Here is a 25,713-nt window from a genome sequence, read left to right on the forward strand (position 1 = left end):
CCCCCCCACCCACCCCACCCCCCCCCCCCCCGATGCACCGTCCACTGCTCTACCAACTGAGCTAATGACCCGCTCTTTTTGTCGCATTTCGAGTGGGGTTACCATTCGTTTGCTGCGGGCGCTTATAATACTTATTTATAAAATGAGTGCAACCGAAATTGTCTCTTTTTTTAAGTTTTTATGTCTAGTTGAGCAAATTTAGACCGCTTATGACAAAAAGCAGTCTAATCAAGCATCAACATTTATTTTGATAAGCGATCTGTGGCTAGTTTAGCAGCAGTTGTACTTGGGTACTGATTGATTAGCTCATTCAGTATTTTTTGCGCTTCAGCCTTTAATCCTTGCTCTTGTAAAAGTGTACCAAGCTTTAACATTGCATCTGGGCGCTTATTTGAGTTTGGAAATTCGTTAACAACTACTTTGAAATGCTCGGCTGCTTTTACACCGTCATTTTTAATCGTTAATAATTGCCCAAGCCAATAATGTGCGTTTGAGGTGTACACTGAATTTGGATACGTTGTTAAGAACGCTTGAAACTCTGGAATGGCTTGATCATAGCGCTTATCTTTCATTATAAGCGCAACAGCACGCTCGTACGCTTCGTTTTCAGATAAATCACTGCTGTAGCTCTGATCGCTACCTGGTTGCGTGTAGTCTGTTGTAGGCGCTGGAGTAGCCGGTTTAGCATATGCTTGGCTAACACGGTTTTCTATTTCTTGATAAAGCTCGCGCTGGCGCTGCAATACCTTTTCAAGTTTATAGCTTTGCTCTTCGGTAACACCGCGAATTTGACTCACTTCATCTTGCAGTAAGTTAAGCTGTTGCTGTAACTCTACTTGTAAGAAATTACGTTGTTGCATCATGCTTTCAAGGGTTGCTAAACGCTTTTCAATGCTCGACTGTGAACTTGCAGCTTCTGAAACAGGAGCGGGAGCAGCCATTAACTGGGTGCTCCCGCTCAATATCATGGCTGCCAAAATAATTTTCGGCTTCATAATATCTCTTATCTTAGTAAACTAGTACCGCACGGCGGTTTTTAGCGAAAGCTTCTTCAGTGCGAGATTTAACCATTGGTTTCTCTTCACCGTAGCTAACTACTGACATTTGGCTTGCAGAAACACCTAAGCTTTGTAGGTATTTTTCAACTGCTTGTCCACGGTGCTCACCAAGTGCAATGTTGTACTCTGGTGTACCGCGCTCATCTGCGTGGCCTTCGATTAATACTTTAACAGAAGGGTTTTTAACTAAAAACTCAGCGTGTGCACGAAGTAGCTCGCCGTATTGACCTTGAATCGTTGCAGTGTCAAAACCAAAGTAAATGATTTGCTCTTGACGAAGCGCTTCGTACTTTTGACGAAGTTGCTCTTCTGCTTTTTGCTCTGGCGTCATTGTTGCTACTTCAACTGTATCAGTTGTTGTTTGCTCAACAGTTGCTTGGTTAGACTGGTTAGCTGCATTTTCATCGATATCTGAAGATGAGCTACAAGCTGCTAGCGTCATTACTGGCACAGCAATTAGCAGGCCTTTAAGTATTTTGTTAAGTTGCATTGAGTAGATTCCTATTTTGAGTAAACCAGCAATTATTACTGTAAATATGGCGACCAAGCCGGTGCCTTCACTTGTCCATCAAGCACAGGTAAGCGTGCTTTAAAACGGCCGTCCATCGATACTAGCGCAAGTACCTGTTTATTATTATGGAGCGTGCTGTATATAATCATCGAGCCATTTGGCGCTATGCTCGGCGATTCATCAAGGCGAGTTCGAGTTAAAACTTGGAACGCACCTGTAGCCAACTCTTTCTTAGCAAGATGATACTGTCCGTTAGTACGGTTTACCATCACTAATTCTTTTCCGTCTGGCGAAATAGAACCCGCTAGGTTCATGTCACCATCAAAGGTTAATCTTTGAGATCTGCCAGTTTTTAAATTTAACTTATAAATCTGAGCATTACCACCCCTTTCCGACGTAAATACTATATCTTGACCATTTGGGTACCACGAAGGTTCGGTATCTATACTACGATGGCGTGTTAATCGTGTCTCTTTACGTGTTAGTAAGTCTAATAAGTAAACCTCAGTTGCACCAGTTTTATCTTTTGACAGCACTAACAGTAGCTTTTTACCGTCTGGCGAGAACTGCGGCGCACCGTTAATTCCTTTATAGCTGGTGATCAATTCACGTTTACCGGTATAAATGTCTTGAATAAAAATTTGGCTCTGGCGATTTTCGAACGTTACATACGCTAATTTAGTCCCATCGGGCGACCATACTGGCGACATTAACGGCTCTTTTGAGCGTAATAGTACTTGTTCATTGAAGCCATCGTAGTCGGCAACCACTAACTGATACGGCTTTTCATCAGTATCACGTACAATAACATAGGCTATTTTTGTTAAAAACGCGCCTTTTTCACCAGTTAGTTTTTCATAAATCACATCACTAATACGATGCGAGTAGCGACGAAAACCGGTTTCACCAATCACGCTTTGACGCGCTTCTAAAATATGGTCTTGGCTTTGAACCAGCTTACCGTTGCTCATCATTTGTGTTTCACCGCCAGTGATTTGGCCGCGAATAACATCAACCAACTCATAACGCACTAAATAGCGTCCATTGGTTTGCTGCTCTACTTCACCAACCAATACAGCTTCTACACCTTGATTTACCCAAGCACCGTAATCAATATCAGCATCTTTGTGAGGTTGTTGTGGCATTTGAGACACACTCACAGGTTTAAACTTACCGCTGCGCATTAAATCGGCAGCAATTACATCACTTAGCTGCTGTGGAATAGGACCAATACCTTGGTATTTAAATGGCACAATCGCAATCGGTCTTGCGCCGTCAATACCTTCAGTAATAACAATTTCAAGTGCCGCATGTGCAACACCCTGAAACCCTAATATTAAAACTAAACAGGCTATTTTAATTTTGTTAAACATGTCATCCCTTAAAACTCTGGCGCGATGGTTATATTAATATTCTTTAGTTGCTCGAATACGTCTTTATCTTTAGATACCGGTAATGTGTCGGCCATGCGAACAGCTCTTAATGCAGCCTCACACACTAACTTATCACCGCCTAACGATTTAACTTGTGTTACCAGCCCATTAAACCCAAGACGGATATTAATGCGGCATTGCTGGTTTTTCATTTTTTCATCAATTAATAAGTTTTGTTGAATACGCGCCATAATTAATGCGCGGAATTTATCAACTTCACTCACTACTTGCTGTTGACGTATTTTATTACGTGCCGCCTGCTCTTTGGCAAGCTGCTCTTGCAGCATTTGCTCTTGAAGTGCTTGTTGGCGTTTACGCTCAGCTTCTTCAGCGCGCTTTTTACGCTCTTGTTCGGCTTTTTTAAGTGCCGCTTCTTCCGCTTTGCGTTTGTCTGCAGCCGCTTTTGCTGCGTTTTCAGCCTCTTGCTTTTGCTTTTCGGCTTGCTTCGCTTTTGCTCGCTCGCGCTGTTCTATTTCACGGGCTCTTTTAGCTTGTGCTTGCGCTTGTGCGGTTTCTTTCTCTTTTGCTCTGCGTTGCTGTTCAAGCTTTTTAATGCGTCTTGCTTCAGCTTCACGCTGTTTGCGTGCATCGGTTGCTCTGCGTTCTAAATCGCGAATACGTTTATCTTCAGCACGCTTTTTATCATCTTCTTTCTTTTTAAGCTCAGCTATTTTTTGCTCAACTTGCTTTTGATCAACCGTAACCGCCGAAACCGCTTTCTCTGGCTCAGGAATAGCCGCATTAAGCGTTACTTCCATTACTTTAGGTTTAGGAGGGTGAATGTTTGCTGACGCATACAAAAACCCACCTAACGCTAAATGCAGTAATACTGATTTAATTAGTGAACTACTCATACAGCTACTTGGTCCCCTCAAAGGATTCGGTCATTAACCCTACCGACGGTACACCTGCATTTTTTAAAAAGTCCATTAACAGTAACACTTCCTGATACGACACTTTACCCGAGCCTTTGATCATTACAGGCACATCTGGGTTTTTCATTAGTTGCAGCTTAATTACTGCGGCTACATCTAATGCTTCCATTGGTTCCTCAGGATCGGTACCTACACTCACATAATACTTACCATCGGCATCAATAGAAGCAATAATGGGTGGCGTGTCTTTCGTATCAACTAAGTCCGACTCTTCCATTTTTGGTAAGTCTACTTTTACACCATGAGTAATTAACGGCGCGGTGGCCATAAATATAATAAGCAGCACCAACATTACATCAATGTATGGTACTACATTAATTTCTGCGACTGGGCGACGCTTTTTACGATGATACATTCGCTTGAGCCTCTATTTGGGTAGCTGCTTGACGGTGTAAGATATTGGCAAATTCTTCCATAAAGTTAATGTAGTGAGATTCTAACTTTTCAACTTTATTAGCAAATCGGTTATAAGCAATAACAGCAGGAATTGCAGCAAATAAACCCATTGCTGTAGCAATTAACGCCTCTGCTATACCAGGAGCAACCATTTGTAAGGTTGCTTGTTTTACTTCACCTAGAGCAATAAAGGCATTCATAATACCCCAAACAGTTCCGAATAAGCCGATGTAAGGGCTAATTGAACCAACGGTTGCTAAAAACGATAAGCTTGATTCTAGTTTTTCAATTTCGCGAGAAAGCGCAACCCGCATTGAACGGTGTGTGCCTTCCATTACAATGCCCGCACTTTGAAAGGTATTTTTTTTATGACGTGCAAACTCTTTAAAGCCTGAGGTAAATAACGCCTCAATACCAGCAGACTGGCCACCGCGAGAAGAAATTTCGTTATATAGTTTACTTAGGTCAACACCAGACCAAAAACGTTGCTCAAATTTTTTGGCATTTGCTAAGGCGTCAGAGATGGCTTTTTTACGTTGAAAAATAATAGCCCATGACATAACCGACATAGCAACCAACGCTAGCATTACTAATTGCACAAGCAAACTGGCTTCTAGAATTAGATCTAAAAAATTAAGCCCTGATCCCACGTTAAACTCCTAAATAATTAAAAACATCAAATTGATTTATTTGAGTAAGGTAACTTAGCAATACATTAGCCACCATTAAAGTTTTGCTAGTGTATCTAGTGTATTTACTGCTGACAACGATATTGCTGTGAATAGACAACAAAAAACGTTAAAAAAACAGCTTTACTCAATATTTACTACTTAACTCTTGTTCTACTGTATAAATAAATAACAACAAAGCTTTATGGAAGCACGCTTAGTTTCACTAAAGAGTGACAGAAATGCGCTGTTTATTCAAAATTAATGCATAAGCACTCATAACCAGCACATGCTTACCTTAACGTAATAGTAAAACTAATACCGAACGTTAATATGTTAATATACATAAACAAAGCATTTCATTAACTTATAGAATTAATGATTAATTAACATGCAACAATAAGCAAAAACAAAAAACCGCTGCTATTAGTTTTTTTAATCTGAAAATATAAATTTTCTAGTTTGAACTAATTGTGTCGCTTCGGTATTATTCTCCCATACCGAGCTAGCGCATTAAATGAAAGCTATTTCATTGAATCCAGTTCCTCGTAATATGATTTATTTCGTATTACTTTTTTACTTCTTAGGGTATGACCTCAATAAGTAAAACGTAGTTCCCTAGATTACTTCCTTAAACTTGTTGTTTGCCCGCATTTTTTGCGGGCTTTTTTTTGCCTACAATTTATCAAACCATCTCAACTCGGGCTAAATAAGCAGTCGAACAATAGCCTGATATGTCTTAACGCTCAGTGAATTATTGGCAAAGTAAAATACGTAATGTTTGCGCATAAAAAAAGCCACTGTCGTTAAAAAGGCAATGGCTTTAGTATTTAACCTAAACTCTGGATAATAAATCTATCTCAAGCTGCTAATTAGTCTTGCTTGGGAAGTAAACCAAAATGATGATACGCATTATCCGACACTATTCGTCCGCGAGGCGTGCGCTGAATAAAACCTTGTTGAATTAAAAACGGTTCAATCACATCTTCTATGGTTTCTTTTTCTTCGCCTATGGCAGCCGCTAGGTTGTCAAGGCCAACCGGGCCACCCATAAATTTTTCAATAATGGCGAGTAAATATTTGCGGTCCATGTAATCAAAGCCGCTTTTATCAACATCAATCATATCAAGGGCTTGCTGAGCTACCTCGGCATTAACTGTACCATCTGATTTAACTTGGGTGTAATCGCGCACACGGCGCAATAAACGGTTTGCAATACGTGGTGTGCCACGAGAGCGCTTGGCAATTTCAGCTGCGCCATCGTCACACATTTCTAAATCAAGGTAATGCGCTGAGCGCCCCACTATATGCGACAAATCCTCAACAGAATAAAACTCTAAACGCTGTACAATACCAAAGCGGTCACGCAGTGGTGAGGTTAATGAGCCCGCACGCGTGGTTGCGCCAATTAAAGTAAATGCAGGTAAATCAAGCTTAATAGAGCGTGCTGCAGGCCCCTCACCTATCATTATATCGAGCTGGTAATCTTCCATTGCAGGGTAAAGTATTTCTTCTACTTGTGGGCTTAAGCGGTGAATTTCATCAATAAACAGTACATCACCTTCTTCAAGATTAGTAAGCAATGCAGCTAAATCGCCAGCTTTTTCAAGCACAGGGCCAGAGGTGGTTTTAATGTTTACATTTAATTCGTTGGCTACAATATTAGCAAGCGTGGTTTTACCTAAGCCTGGCGGGCCAAATATTAATAAATGATCCAACGCTTCACTGCGGCTACGCGCAGCTTCAATAAATATTTCCATTTGTTGCTTAACATGCGGCTGACCACGATAATCGGCCAGTAACTTAGGCCTAATAGCACGATCTATGGTGTCTTCATTGGTTTTTTCAGCAGCATCTATTAAGCGATCAGCTTCGATCATAATTTACTCACAGCATTGATTTCAAAGATTCTTTAATTAGAACCTCAGTCGACATATCGGGTTTGCTTACTGATTTTACTGCTTTTTGCGCTTGTGGCAATTTATAACCGAGCGCCACTAACGCCGAAACCGCATCATCGGCCGCATTATTAGCTATAGTTGCATCGCTCGCAGGCTCTATTACGGCGCTGTCGCTAAATGGGGTAAATAAGTCGTTGCCCCAATTTTTTAATCGGTCTTTCATTTCGAGCACTAATCGCTCGGCGGTTTTTTTACCTACCCCTGGCAGTTTAACCAAGGCCGTAGCGTCTTCATTATTTACGCAACTTACAAACTGCTGCGCCGACATACCCGACAAAATAGCTAAACCCAATTTAGGTCCTACGCCATTGGCTTTTAACAGCTCTCGAAATAAGGCTCGTTCGGTTTTATTATTAAAGCCAAACAATAACTGTGCGTCTTCGCGTACTACAAAGTGAGTGTACACAATGGCGTTGTCGCCCATTTTGGGTAAATCATAAAAACAGGTCATTGGCATTTGTACTTCGTAGCCAACGCCACTCACTTCTAATAATATTTCTGGGGGCTGTTTTTCAACTAACACGCCGTTTAAGCGACCTATCATTGTTATTTCCTTAGACGTCCTCTAACGGTTTTGCTTGCGCTACCCGCTAGTTTTATTAAATTTTGTTCAGAGTGAGCATGGCAAATTGCAATCGCGAGTGCATCTGCTGCATCGGCTTGCGGCGTACCTGGCAGTTTAAGTATATTTTTAACCATATGTTGTACTTGCGATTTATCTGCTCCACCGTTACCCACCACGGCTTGCTTTATTTGCCGTGCAGAGTATTCAAACACCGGTAAGTCGGCCATAGAGGCCCCCACAATGGCAGCACCACGGGCTTGCCCAAGCTTTAAAGCAGAATCGGGGTTGTGTGCCATAAATACTTTTTCTATGGCAAAGGTTTCAGGCGAAAACTGCTCTATAAGCTGCGTAATACCTTGATATATCATTTTAAGTCGGGTGGGAAAGTCATGATCGGCTAATTTAATACAGCCACTGCCTAAGTATGTAAACTTAGCACCTTGGTGCGCAACCACACCGTAACCCGTTAAACGCGAGCCCGGATCGATCCCTAAAATAATGGCCAAACAGCACTCTCATTATTGTTATTTATTAATAATGCTAATAATGCCAGAGCACTGTATAAATTACCAGTACCAAGCCAAAACAAAAATGCCTACTTAAAAAGTAGGCATTTAAACTCTATTTGGCCAAAAAGTTTACGCCAATGCGCGCACTAAGCCTTGGGTGTTTTGTTTGAGCGTACGGGCAATCATAAAATAACCTAAACCTGCTACAAACACGCCACCAGCAACGGGGCCAATAATCCAAATATTTGGATGCAGCTTACCCGCCAAATCAAACATTTGCTGCTGCACTATTAACAGTGCAATATCACTGAAAAATGCAGCGACCAGTCCGGCTAAACCGCCAAGCAATAAAAACTCATATAAAGTAGCATTTTTTATTAATCGACTTTTAGCGCCTAATGTACGCAATATTACGATTTCCTGCATGCGCTCACCTAAGCTTGCTTGCACCTGCGATATTAGTACCAACGCACCACATAACACCACAATAGCCAATACAAAACCAATGGCTAACGACACTTGCTCAATAGTCGACTGTATTTGCTTAACAAAATTATCTACATCAATTGCTGTAATAGTGGGGTATGTACGTAATAACTGGCTAAAGTCGCGCTTTTGCTCAGGTTCAATGCGTACCGATGAAATATAGGTTGCCGGAAAGTCGCTAAGTACATCTGGGCTTAAAATAATAAAAAAGTTAGGCTTGAGGGTGGCCCAATTTACCTTTCGCACACTGGTTATTTTAGCATCGAACGACTGCGCACCAATTAAAAATGTAAGAGTATCGCCTAGTTTAACATCGAGGCGCTGCATCATTGACTCTTCCAGTGAGGCCTCGGCAACGGCGTCATCGCCAAACCACTGGCCATCGATAATGTCATTTTGCGAAGGGACTTCTTCAAGCCAGGTTAAATTGAGCTCGCGGCCAATGCCTGAGCGGGCTTCTTCGTCTTTTTTCTCGTTATCTTGCAGTGACACTTCACGCGCAACCGCTTCACCGTTGACGGCATTTACGCGACCACGAATAGTCGGGTAAAACTCCGACACCTGAATGCCTTTTTGTGCTAAATATTCATTAACTGGGTCCAGTTCATTTTGCGTAATATTCACTAAAAAAGCATTAGGTGCATCACTTGGTAATTGTGACTGCCAATCAGAAATAATATCGTTTTTAAGCACAATTAAAAATAATAGTAATTTAATCGCTAACGAAAAACTAATTAACTGTACTGCATTAACATTGGCGCGCTTTTGAATAGACGCAATAGCCAAAGACCAGCTGTTACCCGGCTTTAAGCCAAGCTTGCGGCCACCGCCAAATATTAACTTAGAGATTAAAAATAACACCAAAATAAGCGCAAGCGTTGAGACAAACAAAATAAGCGTAATTTTTATGTTATTACTAAATAACCACATTAATAAAAACACGGTGAGTGCACTTAGCCCTAAATGAATTTTACTTACCGCAAGGCGATCACCTAAGTTACGGCGAAGTACTCTGAGCGGTGGTATATCAAATAAATCTAAAAGTGGCTTAATAGAGAACATAACCGCACAAATAACCCCTGTACTAATCGCCACCAGCCAAGGTTTAAAACCAGCCATGGGCAGTTCGGTACCCATACTTTTAGCTAAATAACCGGTAGCCATCTCTTGCAAACCATAGCCAATAGCTAGGCCAACAACCACCGCCATGGTACATACCATTAATAAGTGCATAAGGTAAATTTTACGGATCATATCGCGGCTGCCGCCTAAGGTTTTCATCATTGCGACTGGGTCGTATTGACGCTCACAATAGCGCTTAGCCGAAACTGCAATAGCAACCGCGGCTAAAATAATCCCTAGCAAACCGGCTAATAACAAAAAGCTTTCAGCTCTATTTAAGCTATTTGAAATAGGCGATTGACGGTCTTTAACACCATACCAATTTTGGTTTTCTTTAAGTTGCGGTTTTAGCCAATCGTAAAAACTATTTATGTCGCTTTCATCACCTGCATACAACTGGCGGTAAAATACACGGCTACCGGGCTGTATTACTTCAGTTTTTGGTACGTCGTCAATATTAATAAGTACCCTGCGGCTGCTAGAGAACACATTAAACGGCGCATCGGGTTCTTCAACAATCACCTTTTCCACATTGAATAACGCGGCACCTAGCTCAACTTGGTCGCCTACGTTTATATTTAAACTATAAAAAACCGATTCACTTAACCACACGTTACCGGGGATTGGTGCACCCGGGGCAACTTCTGTTTCGGCGTTTAAGCCCGACTTAACCTTTAACTGGCCTTTAAGCGGGTAACTGTTTGACGCAGCTTTTACTGAGCTAAATTGCATTTCATCGTTTGCAAACAGCATAGTGTCAAAATATACCATTTGCGCTGTTTCAAGGTTTTGCTGTTTAGCTTGAGTAATATAAGCGGTATCTATGGCATGGTTGCTGGCCAATACCCTATCAGCGGCAATAAAGGCACTGCTTTTTTGTGCAATACTTTGTGCGATTCGCTCAGTCACCATAGATAAAGTAAGCACCGTTAGCACCGCTAAAGCGATGGCAGCACTTATCACGGTTAGTTCACCACGGCGAAACTCTCGAGAAAATAGTTTAAGTGCTAATTTAGCCCACATTTGCCATTTCCTCAGTTGAATTGTGAACCAGCTCACCGGCTTCAATCTGAATAATACGTTCACACTTTTGCGCCAGTGCTTCATCATGGGTAACTAAAATAAGCGTTGTGCCATTTTGCTTATTTAAATCAAATAATAACGACTCAATCATATGGCCATTTTTGCTATCTAGGTTAGCTGATGGCTCGTCGGCAAACAGTATTTTAGGCGAACCCACAAATGCACGAGCAATCGCAACTCGTTGTTGCTCACCACCAGATAACTGCGACGGGTAATGATCAATGCGATGGCTCAAGCCAACTTTTTCAAGTAACGCGAGCGCCTGCTCTTTAGCGTCGTGTTCGCCAGCAAGCTCAGCAGGCAGCATCACATTCTCAAGTGCGGTTAAACTTTGCACCAACATAAAAGACTGAAATACAAAACCGACTTTAGCGGCTCTCAGTGCTGCACGCGCTTCTTCATCTAACTTGTGCAAAGGCTCACCATCTAACATTACCTCGCCACTGCTGGCGGTATCAAGCCCTGCTAGCAAGCTCAATAATGTAGATTTACCAGAGCCCGACGTGCCCACTACGGCAACAGACTCGCCATGCTTGACATTAAAGCTGATGTCGCTGAGGATGGACAACTCACCTTCAAAGGTGGAAACCACTTTAGACAAACCATTTACTTGAATTATATTTAATTGAGAAAGCGCTGACATATGACTCATTCAATCCTACGTTGTGTATTCATTTTATTTTTAGTTATTAACCCACTACACGCGGCAGCTAACAACACGATTTTAATACTTGGTGACAGTTTAAGCGCAGCCTATGGCTTAAAACAAGAACAAGGCTGGGTGCAATTGTTACAAGATAAATACGATGACGAGCAACGCAATATCAACTTAGTTAATGCAAGTATTAGCGGCGAAACCACCGGCGGTGCATTGCGCCGATTAGACGCGCTACTTGAGCAATATCAACCCACTCACGTTCTTATTGAGCTCGGTGCTAATGACGGCCTGCGCGGTTTTCCAATCACTAAAATGCAAACTAACTTAACCGCTTTAATTGAAAAAAGCCAAGCTGCAGATGCACAAACCGCACTTATGGAAATATATATTCCACCTAACTATGGCCCACGATACAGTAAAATGTTCACCGATAGCTTTACCAGTGTTAGTGAAGCCACTAACTCGCATTTAATGCCGTTTTTTGTGCTTAAAGTAGCAGGAAAAAACGAGCTAATGCAAAACGATAACTTACACCCTAACAAAACTGCCCAACCAATACTACGAGATGAAATGTATAACACGATCAACCAGTGGTTAAATAAAGACTAGGGCCGCAAAGAGTCCCCTGCGCAAGCGCTTAAAACTAAGCGCTTGCGCAATAAACATCCAAACAAACAAAAGCTTATTGATTTTTTTATAAATACACGTACTATTGCTATCGAAGTCGGTATGTGGCGCAGCTTGGTAGCGCACTGTCATGGGGTGGCAGGGGTCGAGAGTTCGAATCTCTCCATACCGACCATTTAAATCCTTTCATAATTCTATTTATTCAATAAAAACTGCTTTCCTTTCGTACTACCTAATTTAATACAAAAAAATATCGCACATTTATCGCACCAACTAATCTATTAAAAGTATTCCTGCTTTTTGATTTCAGATGTATTTAGATTATGTGACGCCACAGTTAAATACTTTTCAAATAATAAAGAAGCACATACCTACTTTTAATTTTTGATGTATTGGCTTGAGTTCGTTGATATGCTGTTATGAGTAGATGCTAAGTAGCCGTAATGTCTGAAGTTTAGGCTTAACTCTTTTACTCTATTACTCTATTAAGTTAAAGAACAATTCTATAAAAAAAAACGACCTAAGGGCTAGATCGTTCTGTAATTTGTATAGTAAATTTTATCTAGTGTATGTACATATATATTTACCAAGATTTTTGGTTACACAAGTGACTCTCCCTCCAGTCTGAGCACCTCCACTAGAAGTTGAAGTAAAAGACACTCCTGCTCGTTTTGCCGCATTATAGAAATCTACAAATACATCAGCTCCACCCTTGTTAAAATCATAAGACTCAGCGTTTTTAGTATCGAAATTAGGCTTTACTTTATTTAAATCGACGTCGGTACCACGTTCAAAATCCCAAATTAAATCCCCATTAATCACTGCATATAGAGAAAAAATTGCGGTACTTCCATCATTAAAACTAACTTGCACCATTATCTTGTCTACATCTAATAATCCTGAGACTTTGCCTGCTGCGTTTGCAAAATTAGTAAGATCATTCCTGAGATTAGTATTTCCATTATAATGTCTTGCAACTTTATTTTGAGTAGAGCTTGAACCAACTAAATCCCATACGCTTCCTGCGATTTCAGACGGCACTTCATCAGCCTTAAGTGATTGTGCAGACATCATTACTTGCTTCTTAGCATCGGATAAATTGTAGAAATTATTTAAAACACTTTGTTCTACATTATGGTCTTTAACAGTGACTGAATATGTAGGTACTTTTATATCTTTCATCTTCCCTCCACGCCCATCGGGTTCACCACCAGTTCCAGGAATGGTTCTGTAACCGCTAAAGCTTTTCGAAACTTCGAACTTTTTGATGGTTAATGTTTCTAGATTCATTACATAAACATCACGGGTTTTATCAAGCTTAGCATTTGACTTCGCTGAAGTTTTAAACTGATCATAAGAAAAACAAGTTGAACACTCTGTTGTTAAAGTTTGTTCATTAGCTATCGTTGAGGTAGAAAAAATAGATAGAAGAGATGCAAAAATTACCTTTTTCATTTATTGTCCTTAATCTGTAATACTTTAAAAATTGAAGATAAACAAATTTGAAATAAAAATCAACAAAAAGGGTACAAACACTCATTTTTAACTCACTAACTTTTTAACCCTACATTTAACTAAATAGACTAACATGCTCCATTTCATTGAATTAATTAGCTTTTAATTTCACACTATAGCCTACTCTCCAAAATAGAAAAATAAAGGGATTCAATCTTAAATTCATAGCACTGTTATCACTCTTAACTATCTTCGAAACTTATATAAAATTAGCATTTTTAAAAACCACTACATTAGCTTATTGCGCCAATAAGTATCGCAATTAAAAATCGCGACAAAGCTGCTGCTGTTTGTATTAAGACTTAAAGCAAAGTTTATTTTGGTTGCCAGTGGTACACATAAATAGGTGTTTGGTAGAACCCTTTAAGCTTGATCACTTTAGTTGGTTTATATAAAAGCAAAGCTAAAGTGTTACTCACAATGGTGATGTTTTTAAGCACGTTTTGTTTTAACTTTTCTTCAAGCGCTACCATAGCGCCTGGAAACAAGTAACACACTAGCGTAGACACAGTACGAAATCAGCATTTTTGAAGTCTTTGCAATAGAGAGTAAGATTATTTAAACACTAACTATATTTAGTAAGCACTAAAGTTAACACTCCCCACCCAAAACTAAATAAATCAATGCACCTTTTTCAACCATAATGACTCGCTAAAATATAAGAAGAAACTATTAAAATGAGCATTTAAATAACATGATCTTCCTCTAAATTTGCTGTTCAATACTTGTTCGACTATTACTATATTATAGGAACTACATTTACTTGCGGGATGCTTGATGGACCTTAAAAAAGTAAATAAAAAATCTAATTCACCTAGTTCAAATGTAAATATGGACGAAGCCTTTTTAACTCAACTAGTTAGTTGTTTACCCATGGGGGCAATGGTAGTCAATACCAATGCTCAGATCCTTTTTGCCAATAGTCAACTATCTGAAATACTGGGCTATGAGGACTCAGAACTAATAGGGAAGAATATAGATAGTTTACTTCCAGCGCAATTTAAAGCGAACCATACCCACTTGATGAGTCAGTTTTTTGCTAACCCTCGAAAACGATTAATGGGTGAAGGCCGTGAGTTATTTGCGAGTCAAAAAAATGGTAAGCAAATCCCAATCGAAATAGGTTTAAACCCGATACAAGGACAACAAGAGTTAGTTTTAGCCACACTGGTTGATATATCGCAAAGGCTGCGCGCTAACAATATGTTTCAACGCTCTATTCAAGCTGCACCTCATGGTGTGTTAATAGTAGACCAAGCGGGCATTATTCAAGCGGTTAATCAATCGTTATGTAAATCTTTTGGCTACAGTGAAATAGAATTACTCGATAAAAAAATGGAAATGCTATTACCGCATCGCTATCAAGGGCACCATTCAGCACTTCGCCATTCATTTCACCGTGAACCCAGTGTAAGAAGTATGGGAGTAGGCAGAGATTTAACCGCCTTACACAAAGACGGAAAAGAGTTCCCAGTTGAAGTGGGCCTGAGTCCTTTTATAAACGCCAATGACGAAGACATGGTATTTGTGTCGTTGTTAGATATAACAGAACGAAAACGAATGGAAACCGAGTTAAAAGAAAATAACACAAGTTTGAAGGAGTTTACCTATGTAGCTTCTCATGATTTACGCTCTCCATTGCGGGGGATTTCAAACTTAATTGAATGGATAAAAGAAGATTTAGGCACTACCACGCCTGAAGTAGAATATAACTTAACACGTATTGATGATCGTATTCATAAAATGGAGACGTTAATAGATAATTTATTGGCCTATGCAAGAGCAGGCAAAGCCACTCTAGATACTCAAGTAATCGATATGCATAAGTTAATTTCTAACGTTACCGAACTGTTAGATTTACCGGCTGGAATGAAGCTTCATAAAGACATTCAATTAGATACTATCGTCACTGCATGGACGCCACTTGAAACCGTGGTCCGCAATTTATTAAGTAACGCTATTAAACACCACGACAGTAAAGAGGGAACTATAGAGATTCGTTGTGTAGCAGAAAATACGCTTTGCCATATCACTGTGACTGATGATGGCCCCGGTATCCCAACAGAGGCTTACGAGCGTATTTTTAGTTTGTTTCAAACAACCTCTGATGATAAGTCGGGCTCAGGTATTGGGCTGTCTATTAGTCGGCGTTTGGCACAAGCTCATGGTGGGCGCATTTCAGTAAGCTCAAATGAACCGCAAAAAGGGTCTACATTTCATGTGTGGTGGCCTCGCTTTGCAAGGAAAGAAAATTTATGATCAAAAATCTATCTATACTGCTTGTTGAGGACGACGATGTTGCCGCGGAAGCCGTTACAAGAAGCCTAAAAAAAGTGGATCCTAAAATTAAAATAATTTGGAAACAAAACGGAAAGCTGGCACTAGATGCGTTACGAGAAAAAGCGCAACAAAAAGAAATATCAGAGCCCTACTTAGTATTGCTAGACCTGAATATGCCAGTGATGAATGGCTTTGAATTTTTAGAGCATATTCGTAAAGATGAAAAATTAAACGATACCGTTGTATTTATACTCACGACCTCCAATGAGGATAACGATCGTACTCGCGCGTACCATAATAACGTAGCAGGTTACATGGTTAAGCATGCAATTGGCCCGCAGTTTGCCAAATTAGCGACACTTATGGATGCTTATATACATGCTGTTGAGCTTGAATAAGCCATTTTGCAAGAGATATGGATATGATAACTTCAATAGATAATTTTGACACCTGCGACAGTATTAAACTACTCATTGTTGATGACGATGCGGTTGATAGAGAACAAATACGCCGCATGATATCTCGCTCTAATATACAGGCTAAAATTTCAGAAGCATCTTCTATTGAAAGCTCTATGTCTTACCTTGAGCATAGGGAATTTGATTGCGTCATAGTTGATTACCGATTAGGTATCGGATCGGGGCTTACTCTGCTGGATAATATTAGAAAGTCTGTAAATAACCACTGTGCTGTGATTATGATCACGGGCTTAGGGGATGAAAAAATAGCAGCAGAAGCTATGCGCCTAGGGGCAAGCGATTATTTACTTAAAAATCAATTAAAAAGCGATCAGTTGATACACTCTATATCTAGTTCCATTCAACGCGCAAGCTTAGAAAAAAAACTTCATAACATGGCACATTACGATAGCCTAACAGGCTTAGCAAGCCGCCCAATTTTAATTGATCAACTTCAACAGGCCATTACATCTCAGCAAAAGCTCGCCGTTGCCTATTTAGATTTAGATAACTTTAAACCCATTAATGACAAATATGGTCATGAAACCGGTGATTTCGTGTTGAAAACCATTGCCCAAAGGCTACAAAACACATTACGCAAGGAAGATACACTCGCGCGTATTGGCGGAGATGAGTTTATCTTTTTATTAAGAGGGGCTGCGCACACGATACAAGAATATGAGACTCTGTTACAAGAGGTGCTGATTGAGGTAAACGACCCAATAAAATTAGCAGAGTTTTCGTGCTCCGTTCAAATTTCAGTCAGCATCGGCGTTGCACTTCCCAGTGATGATGGCTTAACTTGTGATGACATTTTACGCAGAGCCGATCAAACAATGTACCAAGCAAAAAGATCAGGAACAAACCGAATTCTGTTTTTTGATCCAGAAGAAGAAAGCCTAAGGCATGCAAAACATGATTTATTATTGGCTGCTGAAAAAGGCATTGCTCGCAAAGAGTTTATTCTTCATTATCAACCAAAGGTCAATTTGATGGATCACCAGTTAATTGGCGTTGAAGCCTTAATACGCTGGAATCACCCTACTTTGGGTTTACTTTACCCTGGTCACTTTTCAGAGGTATTAGAGCACCCACACATTGGTATATTAATTGGTGAATGGGTACTTGCTGAGGCCTTAAAACAACATAAAATTTGGACAAGAAATCATCTTTCTATGAGTGTAAACATCTCTCCAGCTCATTTGCTTAGTGAGGGCTTTGTTGAAAACCTCAGAGAGTTACTCATCAGCACTAATAATATAAAACCAAAAACCCTCGAATTAGAAATTTTAGAGAGCACTACAATTGGAAACGTTGAACAGGCAGTCGACGTTCTCAATGGCTGTAGGAATTTAGGTGTAAGTATTGCGTTAGACGACTTTGGTACAGGTTACGCTTCGTTGAGTTACTTAAAAAAATTACCTTTAGATACATTAAAAATAGATCAAAGCTTTGTTAAAAAGCTCCTATCAGACCATGAAGACAAGTCCATAGTTACGTGTATCGTGGCGCTAAGTAAAGCATTTGGGTATAACCTAGTAGCAGAGGGGATAGAGTCACAAGAGCTCGAAAAAGTACTTATAGGCATGGGTTGCTATCATGGGCAAGGTTATTATATTGCCAAACCAATGTCTGCAGAGAAGATGAACTTATGGATAAAAAATATGACATCAACTAAGCACTGACCCTAAATAATACTCATCTATTTGGGTTGCCAGTGATACACATAAATCGGTGTTTGGTAAAAATCTTTAAGCTTGATAACGTTAGTTGGTTTATATGATGGCAAAGCGAAGGTGTTACTCACAATAGTGATTTTATTATTAACTACGTCATGTTTTAACTTTTCTTCAAGCGCTACCATACCATCAGGAAACAAGTAACACACCAAAGTAGACGCAGAACTGAGATCGGCATTTTTAAAGTCTTTACGATAGAGGGTAAGGTTATTTAAACCTAAACTATATTTAAAAAGCATTGAAATTAACCAAGGAAACCACGATAACTCATAGCCAATAACCTGTTTATTAGGATGCCTTTTGGCAACCGGTATAACAAGCGTTCCCCAACCTGAACCTAAATCAATTAATGCGCCTTTTTCATCCATGCTTATTGCAGCAAGCATAGTTTGGCGCGCTTTGCTTGAGCTCATCATCGGTGAAATTCCCGTTTTTAGCGTGCTCCAAACAATAGATAAAGCGATTAGAAGAACTAAAAAGAAAAATGCGGTAGCAATAAAGTCCATACTAACTAACACCTAATAACGGTTGAATCATCATAATCTCACCTTATCGATTATTTGTTTCTATATAGTAAAACCATTACAAAGAGCACCGTTAGTATAAATTTATTTTATATTTAACAACTGTTTAAAATAAACCACAAAAAAAGCGCCATTTGGCGCTTTTTAGATTAGTAGCAAGGAATTAATGCTTACGCCCTACGCCGTTGCGCACCATGTCTTGGCCGCTTTGGAAAATCTCTTCGGTAATTTCGCGTGCTAATAAAAGTTGTTGCTTGTCATCAAACACGGCTACAAAACGGCTGCCATCGGCATTATTGGTTGCCATACCCACGCCTGCTACGCCGGTTAAACCTAGGCCGCCGTTTTCAACTTGCAGTAAAAAACTTTCAAGTTCAGCGAGTGTATCGATTGCAGTTAGTTTGTTTTCCATTATGGTTACTCTGTGTTGCTCGCCATAGCGAGTCTGTAAATAATATGCAGTTATTTTACAGATCATAGTGGCAAACTTAAACCATCAAACATTAACCTTTATGCATTCCACGAATAGGGTAATTATTATCAGGGTTTTTAATCCAAGTTATACCTCGCAATAAAGTAGACAGATCTGGTCTTACAAATGGATTATTTGAGATATCAACAACTTGTACTGTACCGTGTTCATTCACTACATACACAGCAGGCTCAGCAAATAAATGGTCTGTTTCTTGAGCGTTGCGAGGTTGAGAAACATACAGCCCTAACGCATTCATTTGTTCAGGCTTTAATTCAAACGCAATGGGGTAACTCACTGATAACTTCTCTTTATGTGTTAACAACTGCGCTTCGCTGTCGGCCGATACAGCAATTAAAGAAACTCCAATGTCTTGTAATGACTGTTTAATTTCTTCTAACTGATTTAGATACTGCGTACACATAGGACAATGCTGGCCACGATACACAACCACCATTTGCCAAGCAGCGTCTTGCTGGACACGCCCTAACTCTACTTCGTTACTATTTAGTACAGGGCAATTAATCTTTGGGAAACGACTCCCAGGAAGAAGTTTATTTGTATACTGTGATGCATTAGTCATTGTGTTTCCTCTCAAAAGTGTGTACTTATATGTGCTTTAAAGCGCGCTAAGTCAGTATCTATATCGGCGTTTTTCATAACATCAAAACAAGCAATGGTAGGCATTGCTGTCATACCAAAAAACTTAAAGTTCATATGCATTGGGAACATTAAGTCGTCAACACTTTTGCCATTAAAAAATTCTTCTGAATTGTTAAATGACTCCTCTGGTGCGTTAAATGTGAGTGACATCATATATTTAGTATCTTTAAGTGTGCCACCTGTGCCATAACCGCTTTTTGGGTCGTCCTGGTGACGACCATCGCCATTACACATGGCGCCACCCATACCGGCTGTATACACCTCGTCCATATATCTTTTAAACGAAAATGGCACGCCCATCCAGTTAATAGGTGATTGCAGTAAGACAACGTCAGCCCATTGATGAAGTGCTAATTGTGCCTCTACATCAATACTATCTGTCATAGTTACGGTTTTAACTTCATGGCCTTTTTCTATCAGTATCGATGATGCTACATCAACTAGAGTGGCATTTAATTTGCCCTCTGAAAAAGGATAATATTGGTGTGCATTTATAATGAGTACCTTGCTCATGTGATCTCTCCAAAAATAGTACGAAAATTGGTCTTTACTTTAATGTGGTATATAATAGTTACCTGAAGAATAGATTCAATTAGTATACTTTTAGTAACCACCCTATTTTAGAGGTTAAATTTTGGAAAGCTCCATAGAAACAGATAGTAAGGGAAGAAAAAAAGTTTTAAATGCCTGCTTAGAACCCTGTGCTATTGAAAAAGGAATGCGCTTAATTGGCGGGAAGTGGACAAGTTCTATTATTTATCACTTAAAAGATGAACCTGTTCGCTTTAATGATCTAACTCGAATGTTAGGTGGAGCGAGCAAAAAAATGATAGATCAACGTTTAAAAGAGTTAGAAGCCAATAAGATGGTTTTAAGGACGGTGATCAGCACTAGACCTATTGCTGTCACCTACGAGCTCACTGAGTTTGGGCGCTCTGCACTAGGAATTCTTCACGATCTTAGGGTTTGGTCTGAGTCTAATATTTTAGACTAATTACAAAATAAAAACCCCGCAGATGCGGGGTTTTAAGTATTAGCTTTGCTTCATTGTGCCTTGTTGCTCAAGGCGGGTATGCCAGCTGAATGCCTCTTCTAAAATATGAGGCGTATGACCGCCACGAACACATGCACGCTCGTAGTAGTCAAGCATGGCGTTGCGATAATCTGGGTGTACACAGTGCTTAATGACTTCAATTGCACGTTCGCGTGGCGCTAAACCGCGTAAATCAGCAAGGCCTTGCTCGGTTACTAAAATATCAACATCGTGCTCGGTATGATCAACATGGCTTACCATAGGTACAACGCTAGAAATAGCGCCGCCTTTGGCAATTGATTTAGTTACAAACACCGATACATGCGCATTACGTGCAAAGTCGCCTGAACCACCAATGCCGTTCATCATTTTAGTACCACATACATGAGTTGAGTTAACGTTGCCATATATATCAAACTCAAGTGCGGTGTTAATCGCAATAATACCTAAACGACGCACAATTTCAGGATGGTTCGACATTTCTTGTGGACGAAGTATTAGCTTATCACGATACTTTTCAAGGTTATTAAATACTTGTGAGTTACAACGCTCTGATAAAATAATTGAACACCCTGATGCAAAATTAAGTTTACCCGCATCAATTAAATCAAAGGTAGAATCTTGTAGTACCTCTGAATACATAGTGAGGTCTTTAAAATCAGAGTCTAATAAACCCATCATTACTGCGTTGGCAATGTTACCTATACCGGCTTGTAATGGGCCTAGGTTTTCAGGCATACGCTCTTGTGCTACTTCTTCTTTAAAAAAGTTCACTAAGTGACGTGCAATAGAGGCTGTATCTGCATCTGGGTCGGTAACGGTTGAAAATGAGTCACTTTGATTGGTAAATACAATACCCACAATTTTAGCCGGATCAATTGGAATTGCAGTACTACCAATGCGGTCATCTACTTTCACTAGCGGCACTGGCGTACGTGTAGGACGATAAGATGGAATATAAATGTCGTGCAGCCCTTCAAGCTCTGGCTGGTGTAACATATTAATTTCTACAATTACCTGTTTGGCAAAAATAGCAAAGCTGGCTGAATTGCCCACTGACGTTGTAGGTACTATGTGGCCTTCTTCGGTAATAGCAACGGCTTCAATGACCGCTACATCAGGCATCGTTAACTGATGATTACGTAACTGTTCAACGGTTTCAGATAAATGCTGGTCAATAAACATGACCTCACCGTTGTTAATCGCTTTACGTAATGTGCTGTCTACTTGAAATGGCATACGACGCGCTAACGCACCTGATTCAGTTAGTAGCTTATCTAAGTCATTTCCTAATGACGCGCCCGTCATTAGGTTAATTTTCATTGGGTTTTCACGCACTCGCTCTGCAAGCGCACGTGGTACAGCTTTCGCTTCACCGGCACGAGTAAAACCACTCATTCCCACGGTCATGCCGTCTTTAATAAATAAACTGGCCTGCTCTGCAGACATCACTTTGTTGTGTAAGTCGCTACGACGAATTCGTTCTAATTGCATTTGGAACCCCTTAAACCCCATTTTTATTTAGCGCTATTCTAAGTATTTCCTTATGCTTCGTAAGCTAGACCTAAGTCTCATTTACGCATTGTTGATATAAAAACATCGCGAAGCGTTTTAATTTTGTACACTTTATTACTTAACTTATTGGTGATAATAAGGTTAAAATACTAAAAAACGCATACAACTATTTAACTCACTGAGTTTAGAAATAAAAAAAACCAATTAAAATCAATAGCTTAAAATTTCAATCAGGAAGGTTGAAATTTTTAATTGTATAAAAATTTAGCCGCGCTATGCGGAGCTTACAAAATAATAAACTGTTCATTCATTGGGCAGTAACCTTGTGAGGAATAGAATCCACAATTTAGGTATTAAGGAAAATACATGGATTTGTCTGACGAAGAAATTAACTTTTTATCTGGCTTATTTGAACCTAGTCAAAGTAGTGCATTAATCAATGAAACAAAGTTAACAGTACAAGCATCAATACCAGATGGTATTGCGCATTTACTTGGTCAAGCTAAATTAACCTTATTAGCAGAAGTAGCCCACTACCAACTATGGTTCCCACTTCAATTTAAAACCGATGAATTAGGCCATTTCAGTACTGTATTAGAAGCCCCCGAAGTAATTGACACTAAAGGTATTCAGCGCAGCTGGCGGTTGAGCGAATTAAATATCCAAAGCCAAGGTTTTTGCATTGAATCTATATCTAGCACAGGAATATTTTTAAAACCCACATCAGTACACAGTGAGCTTGATGAGTTGCAGAATATGCAATTTATTTTACCCAACGAAGCGGCGATATCATTAGATATAGAGCCGGTTAGGCAGAGTAAGTGTGGCATAGCAGCAAAAATTAAACACATTCACCATGGTAAAGAGCAGCTAAGAGCGTATTTATTTGAAGTTCATAAACGTCAATTTTCAAGCTTATACCAGCTAGAGCACAAACAACAAAAATTAGAATTATCAAACTAAAAAAGCCACACAATGTGGCTTTTTTAACTTATTTTATCGAGTGACTTTTACTTTAAGCGTTTGGCCACATCAGCTACACGTTCGCCGTATAAACGAGCCGTTTCTAAATCGCCTGATGGAATAGCAGATTCATCTGCATCAGTAGGTGATTGCACTAATACGCCAACTGAACCGCCTAAGTTATTGATGTCTTGACGAGTTGATTCCAGTTTATTGGCCGGTGGTAACCCTAGGCTTACCCAAATTCCACCATGTTGCGAAGCCAATGTTTGCATACTAATTAGAGTGACTTGTTTATCGCCATTTAGGCTGCCGCTATTAGTAAACCCGCCAAATACTTTGTCTTTCCACCCCATGGTAAACCATACTTTAGAGGTAGCATCAACAAACTTTTTAAACTGCCAAGGATATGAGCCCATATAGGTAGGTGCACCAAAAATAATGGCGTCTGCATTGTTTAATACATCCCAATCGGTGTCTTTTATGTCGCCATTCTCATCGATTGCAATAAGCTGAGCGTTTGCTCCATCAGCTACAAATTCAGCCACTTTTTTGGTATGGCCATATCCCGAAAAATAAATAACCGCTACTTTACTCATGAACCTTCCTTTTGTTGTGATTTAATAAACACGCTTTAAATATAGTATGGCCGCTTAATCTAAAATCAACTAAGCAGCGTGTTTAATTAAATTAGCTTGCGTGGCATTAAATTAAAAGGTACTCACTGCAATTTCTAAATTACTCACCGCACAGCCATACTGCGCAGCACTAATACGATGATATGCCGACTCAGGCGTGGTAGATAGGCTAATAATAAACTCATCTTGCTGGCCAACAGCCGTTTGTTCTTGGCTAAGGCACATGGCTTGCGTTAAAGAGCGTAATTTGGCCTGCGTTAAAATGCTGCCAAAACGCTGAACTGGTAAAGGCGGTATTTTAATTGCTGGCAATGCTTGGCTAATACTGCGCTGACTTAAGGTAAAATCGTTATTTTTAATATCAATCACACTGCCCACAGGCCAGTAAGAGTAACTGTAGGTTTTAGTTTTAGTTTTAGTTTCAGTTTCAGCCTGAGCTTGCTCTGTTGATTTAACCAACACCACACCATTTTTACCAATTACGGTCATTAAATTGCCAGCTTCAGATTTAATCACCACTAAGGCTGTGGTTTCGTCTACACCAAAACCGAATGTCGGCTGAGCTTTGTTTGCGTTTAAGTCGTCGAGCAAAGTGCCTAGTCTTAATGTACGGTTTCGCTCGCTAAAGTGTGTATCGAGTACACCGTAACTAAATGTGCCTAAACCCCCAAAGCGGTTGTAAGTTAAACTATCGCTGTTTGAGCGTTCACTTGGGGCATCAATGGCTTGTGCGCCTTCTTTCAATGCCGACAAGCTAGTGCCATTGGTGATCATCACTACATTCCCGGCGTGGGCTTGCCCACCACTTTGCACCGCGGTACCTGCACTTGTTCCAACAATAACAGGGCGAGACTGTAATGCTTTTGTCCAAGGGTAAGGCTGGTTATTTTCATCAAATAATACTTTTCGAGTTAGGCTTTGATCGCCACCATTAAACATCACACCGGTACTGTTTTTTATTAGCTCTACTAAAGCGTCGGTGCCTTTTTTACACAATTGATATTCAGCTTGTGTGCGATCAGGGTAAATATGTTCGCGTTGATATAGCCCCATTTCGGAGTGCCTAAGCGTGGTTAAATCATCACACTTGTTGGTGGTTATTGCTTTAGCAAGCGCAGGGGTTAATGCAAGCCATTGCGAATTTACATTAGGGAAGCTTAGTAATCCTTCATAAAAATCAGCAGATTCATAAGGGTCTCTGCTTGAGGCGGTAATGGCTAGCATACTCGGGTTAGTATCATTAACTTTTAAACTTCCCGATATAAACTGCAAAATCTCTGTCGCTGCCGATTCGCTATTAAGCGCAGTATTTACCTGCTCTTTTAGTCGCTTGTTGTCGCTTTTTATTTGAGCTACTTCAAGCATATCTATTACAAAATTGTATTCTTGATCCGATAAACTATTGAGCTGTTTGCTATCAATATCGCGCCACAACCATAACAGCTCTTTTTTCGATAACGTGGGCGATGATTTAGCCTGCATTGTTGCTAAATTTTTAATAGTATTGTTTTTAGCTTGGCTATTTTCACTAGGCCACTGTTGCTTTATTTGACTAATTTTAGTGTGAGAGAGCGCAAATACATTATGCGTTTTACCCGAAATTTGAGTATTTTTTTCACAGTTTTTAGGGCTTAAACTGGCACATGTTGTGAGAGCCCCCCCCACTAACACGAGAGTTTGACTAGGCTCTTTTGCGTTTAACTGCAGCGAAAAAGCAATTAAAATTGAGTAAAAAGCGGTTATTGTTCGCGATTTAACTAGTCGCTTTTTTGGTAAATATATTCGTTCCATTATGTTACACTCATGTAAAAAATTATAAGAAATAACTTGCGAGAGCGTCTCTCACTTGCTATAAAAAAAAGGAACTTTAAAACGCGAGTAAGCTAGCACCCATTTGCTAG

The 25,713-nt window shown here is 39.9% G+C and carries 25 protein-coding genes and 1 tRNA gene; 7 read left to right on the forward strand and 19 right to left on the reverse strand.

What is annotated here, in order from left to right:
- Positions 1-242 precede the first annotated feature (242 nt).
- The 11 genes from ybgF to CWB75_RS12445 form a co-directional block, all read right to left on the reverse strand.
- Positions 243-995 (reverse strand): tol-pal system protein YbgF, encoded by a 753-nt coding sequence (gene ybgF, locus CWB75_RS12395; protein ID WP_010392784.1) that lies wholly within the window; start codon positions 993-995, stop codon positions 243-245.
- Between the two features lie 13 nt (positions 996-1,008).
- Complete coding sequence (gene pal, locus CWB75_RS12400) at positions 1,009-1,548, reverse strand: peptidoglycan-associated lipoprotein Pal (RefSeq protein ID WP_010392787.1); 540 nt, start codon at positions 1,546-1,548, stop codon at positions 1,009-1,011.
- 35 nt (positions 1,549-1,583) lie between these two features.
- Positions 1,584-2,942: a Tol-Pal system beta propeller repeat protein TolB gene (gene tolB / locus CWB75_RS12405; protein ID WP_075169407.1), complete on the reverse strand. Its 1,359-nt coding sequence runs from the start codon at positions 2,940-2,942 to the stop codon at positions 1,584-1,586.
- A gap of 8 nt (positions 2,943-2,950) precedes the next feature.
- The gene (gene tolA / locus CWB75_RS12410) at positions 2,951-3,856 is read right to left on the reverse strand and encodes a cell envelope integrity protein TolA (RefSeq protein ID WP_138570810.1); all 906 of its coding nucleotides are present in this window, start codon (positions 3,854-3,856) and stop codon (positions 2,951-2,953) included.
- Between the two features lie 4 nt (positions 3,857-3,860).
- Entirely contained in the window at positions 3,861-4,292 is a 432-nt protein-coding gene (gene tolR, locus CWB75_RS12415) for a protein TolR (protein ID WP_010392795.1), read from the reverse strand.
- Positions 4,279-4,983, reverse strand: a complete 705-nt coding sequence (gene tolQ / locus CWB75_RS12420) for a protein TolQ (RefSeq protein ID WP_010392797.1) — start codon at positions 4,981-4,983, stop codon at positions 4,279-4,281. Before tolQ ends, tolR begins: the two co-directional genes overlap by 14 nt.
- A gap of 890 nt (positions 4,984-5,873) precedes the next feature.
- Positions 5,874-6,881 carry a Holliday junction branch migration DNA helicase RuvB gene (gene ruvB / locus CWB75_RS12425; protein WP_075169409.1) on the reverse strand — a complete coding sequence of 336 codons (1,008 nt, stop codon included), beginning with the start codon at positions 6,879-6,881 and terminating at the stop codon, positions 5,874-5,876.
- 7 nt (positions 6,882-6,888) lie between these two features.
- Positions 6,889-7,506: a Holliday junction branch migration protein RuvA gene (gene ruvA, locus CWB75_RS12430; protein ID WP_138570811.1), complete on the reverse strand. Its 618-nt coding sequence runs from the start codon at positions 7,504-7,506 to the stop codon at positions 6,889-6,891.
- Positions 7,507-7,508: 2 nt separating this feature from the next.
- Positions 7,509-8,033 carry a crossover junction endodeoxyribonuclease RuvC gene (gene ruvC / locus CWB75_RS12435; RefSeq protein WP_008114131.1) on the reverse strand — a complete coding sequence of 175 codons (525 nt, stop codon included), beginning with the start codon at positions 8,031-8,033 and terminating at the stop codon, positions 7,509-7,511.
- Positions 8,034-8,165: 132 nt separating this feature from the next.
- The gene (locus CWB75_RS12440; protein ID WP_138570812.1) at positions 8,166-10,667 is read right to left on the reverse strand and encodes an ABC transporter permease; all 2,502 of its coding nucleotides are present in this window, start codon (positions 10,665-10,667) and stop codon (positions 8,166-8,168) included.
- Positions 10,657-11,370 (reverse strand): ABC transporter ATP-binding protein, encoded by a 714-nt coding sequence (locus CWB75_RS12445; RefSeq protein WP_010392805.1) that lies wholly within the window; start codon positions 11,368-11,370, stop codon positions 10,657-10,659. The genes CWB75_RS12440 and CWB75_RS12445 overlap by 11 nt, the downstream gene beginning before the upstream one ends.
- Between CWB75_RS12445 and CWB75_RS12450 the strand changes: the two genes are divergently transcribed.
- Positions 11,371-11,994 carry an arylesterase gene (locus CWB75_RS12450; RefSeq protein ID WP_109874852.1) on the forward strand — a complete coding sequence of 208 codons (624 nt, stop codon included), beginning with the start codon at positions 11,371-11,373 and terminating at the stop codon, positions 11,992-11,994.
- 116 nt (positions 11,995-12,110) lie between these two features.
- Positions 12,111-12,187, forward strand: a tRNA-Pro gene (locus CWB75_RS12455).
- 383 nt (positions 12,188-12,570) lie between these two features.
- Here the strand turns inward: CWB75_RS12455 and CWB75_RS12460 are convergent.
- Positions 12,571-13,467, reverse strand: coding sequence for a hypothetical protein (locus CWB75_RS12460; protein WP_138570813.1), 897 nt, complete (start codon positions 13,465-13,467; stop codon positions 12,571-12,573).
- Positions 13,468-14,304: 837 nt separating this feature from the next.
- On the opposite strand from CWB75_RS12460, the gene CWB75_RS12470 reads away from it, so the two are divergent.
- From CWB75_RS12470 to CWB75_RS12480, 3 genes are read left to right on the forward strand one after another with little or no spacing between them, the layout of a single operon-like run.
- Positions 14,305-15,786, forward strand: a complete 1,482-nt coding sequence (locus CWB75_RS12470; RefSeq protein WP_138570814.1) for a PAS domain-containing sensor histidine kinase — start codon at positions 14,305-14,307, stop codon at positions 15,784-15,786.
- Positions 15,783-16,205: a response regulator gene (locus tag CWB75_RS12475; RefSeq protein ID WP_010392817.1), complete on the forward strand. Its 423-nt coding sequence runs from the start codon at positions 15,783-15,785 to the stop codon at positions 16,203-16,205. The genes CWB75_RS12470 and CWB75_RS12475 overlap by 4 nt, the downstream gene beginning before the upstream one ends.
- Before the next feature lie 23 nt (positions 16,206-16,228).
- Positions 16,229-17,950 (forward strand): GGDEF domain-containing response regulator, encoded by a 1,722-nt coding sequence (locus CWB75_RS12480; RefSeq protein ID WP_249362327.1) that lies wholly within the window; start codon positions 16,229-16,231, stop codon positions 17,948-17,950.
- A gap of 17 nt (positions 17,951-17,967) precedes the next feature.
- On the opposite strand, the gene CWB75_RS12485 is transcribed toward CWB75_RS12480, so the two are convergent.
- The 4 genes from CWB75_RS12485 to CWB75_RS12500 form a co-directional block, all read right to left on the reverse strand.
- Positions 17,968-18,510 carry a class I SAM-dependent methyltransferase gene (locus CWB75_RS12485; RefSeq protein WP_138570816.1) on the reverse strand — a complete coding sequence of 181 codons (543 nt, stop codon included), beginning with the start codon at positions 18,508-18,510 and terminating at the stop codon, positions 17,968-17,970.
- A 181-nt stretch (positions 18,511-18,691) separates the two neighbouring features.
- Positions 18,692-18,940, reverse strand: coding sequence for a hypothetical protein (locus CWB75_RS12490; protein ID WP_008114111.1), 249 nt, complete (start codon positions 18,938-18,940; stop codon positions 18,692-18,694).
- A gap of 91 nt (positions 18,941-19,031) precedes the next feature.
- Entirely contained in the window at positions 19,032-19,583 is a 552-nt protein-coding gene (locus CWB75_RS12495; RefSeq protein WP_010392826.1) for a redoxin domain-containing protein, read from the reverse strand.
- 11 nt (positions 19,584-19,594) lie between these two features.
- Complete coding sequence (locus CWB75_RS12500; RefSeq protein ID WP_054200651.1) at positions 19,595-20,176, reverse strand: NAD(P)H-dependent oxidoreductase; 582 nt, start codon at positions 20,174-20,176, stop codon at positions 19,595-19,597.
- Between the two features lie 121 nt (positions 20,177-20,297).
- Between CWB75_RS12500 and CWB75_RS12505 the strand changes: the two genes are divergently transcribed.
- On the forward strand, positions 20,298-20,657 hold the full coding sequence (locus CWB75_RS12505; protein WP_010392830.1) for a winged helix-turn-helix transcriptional regulator: 360 nt from the start codon (positions 20,298-20,300) through the stop codon (positions 20,655-20,657).
- A gap of 39 nt (positions 20,658-20,696) precedes the next feature.
- Here CWB75_RS12505 and scpC read toward each other — a convergent pair whose 3' ends face one another.
- On the reverse strand, positions 20,697-22,190 hold the full coding sequence (gene scpC / locus CWB75_RS12510; protein WP_109874856.1) for a succinyl-CoA:acetate CoA-transferase ScpC: 1,494 nt from the start codon (positions 22,188-22,190) through the stop codon (positions 20,697-20,699).
- A 387-nt stretch (positions 22,191-22,577) separates the two neighbouring features.
- Between scpC and CWB75_RS12515 the strand changes: the two genes are divergently transcribed.
- A complete protein-coding gene (locus tag CWB75_RS12515) occupies positions 22,578-23,174 on the forward strand; it encodes a hypothetical protein (RefSeq protein WP_054200650.1) in 597 nt (198 codons plus the stop codon).
- Between the two features lie 47 nt (positions 23,175-23,221).
- Here the strand turns inward: CWB75_RS12515 and CWB75_RS12520 are convergent, their stop codons facing one another.
- Positions 23,222-23,773, reverse strand: a complete 552-nt coding sequence (locus CWB75_RS12520) for a flavodoxin family protein (RefSeq protein WP_054200649.1) — start codon at positions 23,771-23,773, stop codon at positions 23,222-23,224.
- Between the two features lie 111 nt (positions 23,774-23,884).
- On the reverse strand, positions 23,885-25,603 hold the full coding sequence (locus CWB75_RS12525) for a cyanophycinase (RefSeq protein WP_138570817.1): 1,719 nt from the start codon (positions 25,601-25,603) through the stop codon (positions 23,885-23,887).
- Positions 25,604-25,713 lie beyond the last annotated feature (110 nt).

This window comes from Pseudoalteromonas sp. S1608 (assembly GCF_005887265.1).
Classification (GTDB): Bacteria; Pseudomonadota; Gammaproteobacteria; order Enterobacterales; family Alteromonadaceae; genus Pseudoalteromonas; species Pseudoalteromonas undina.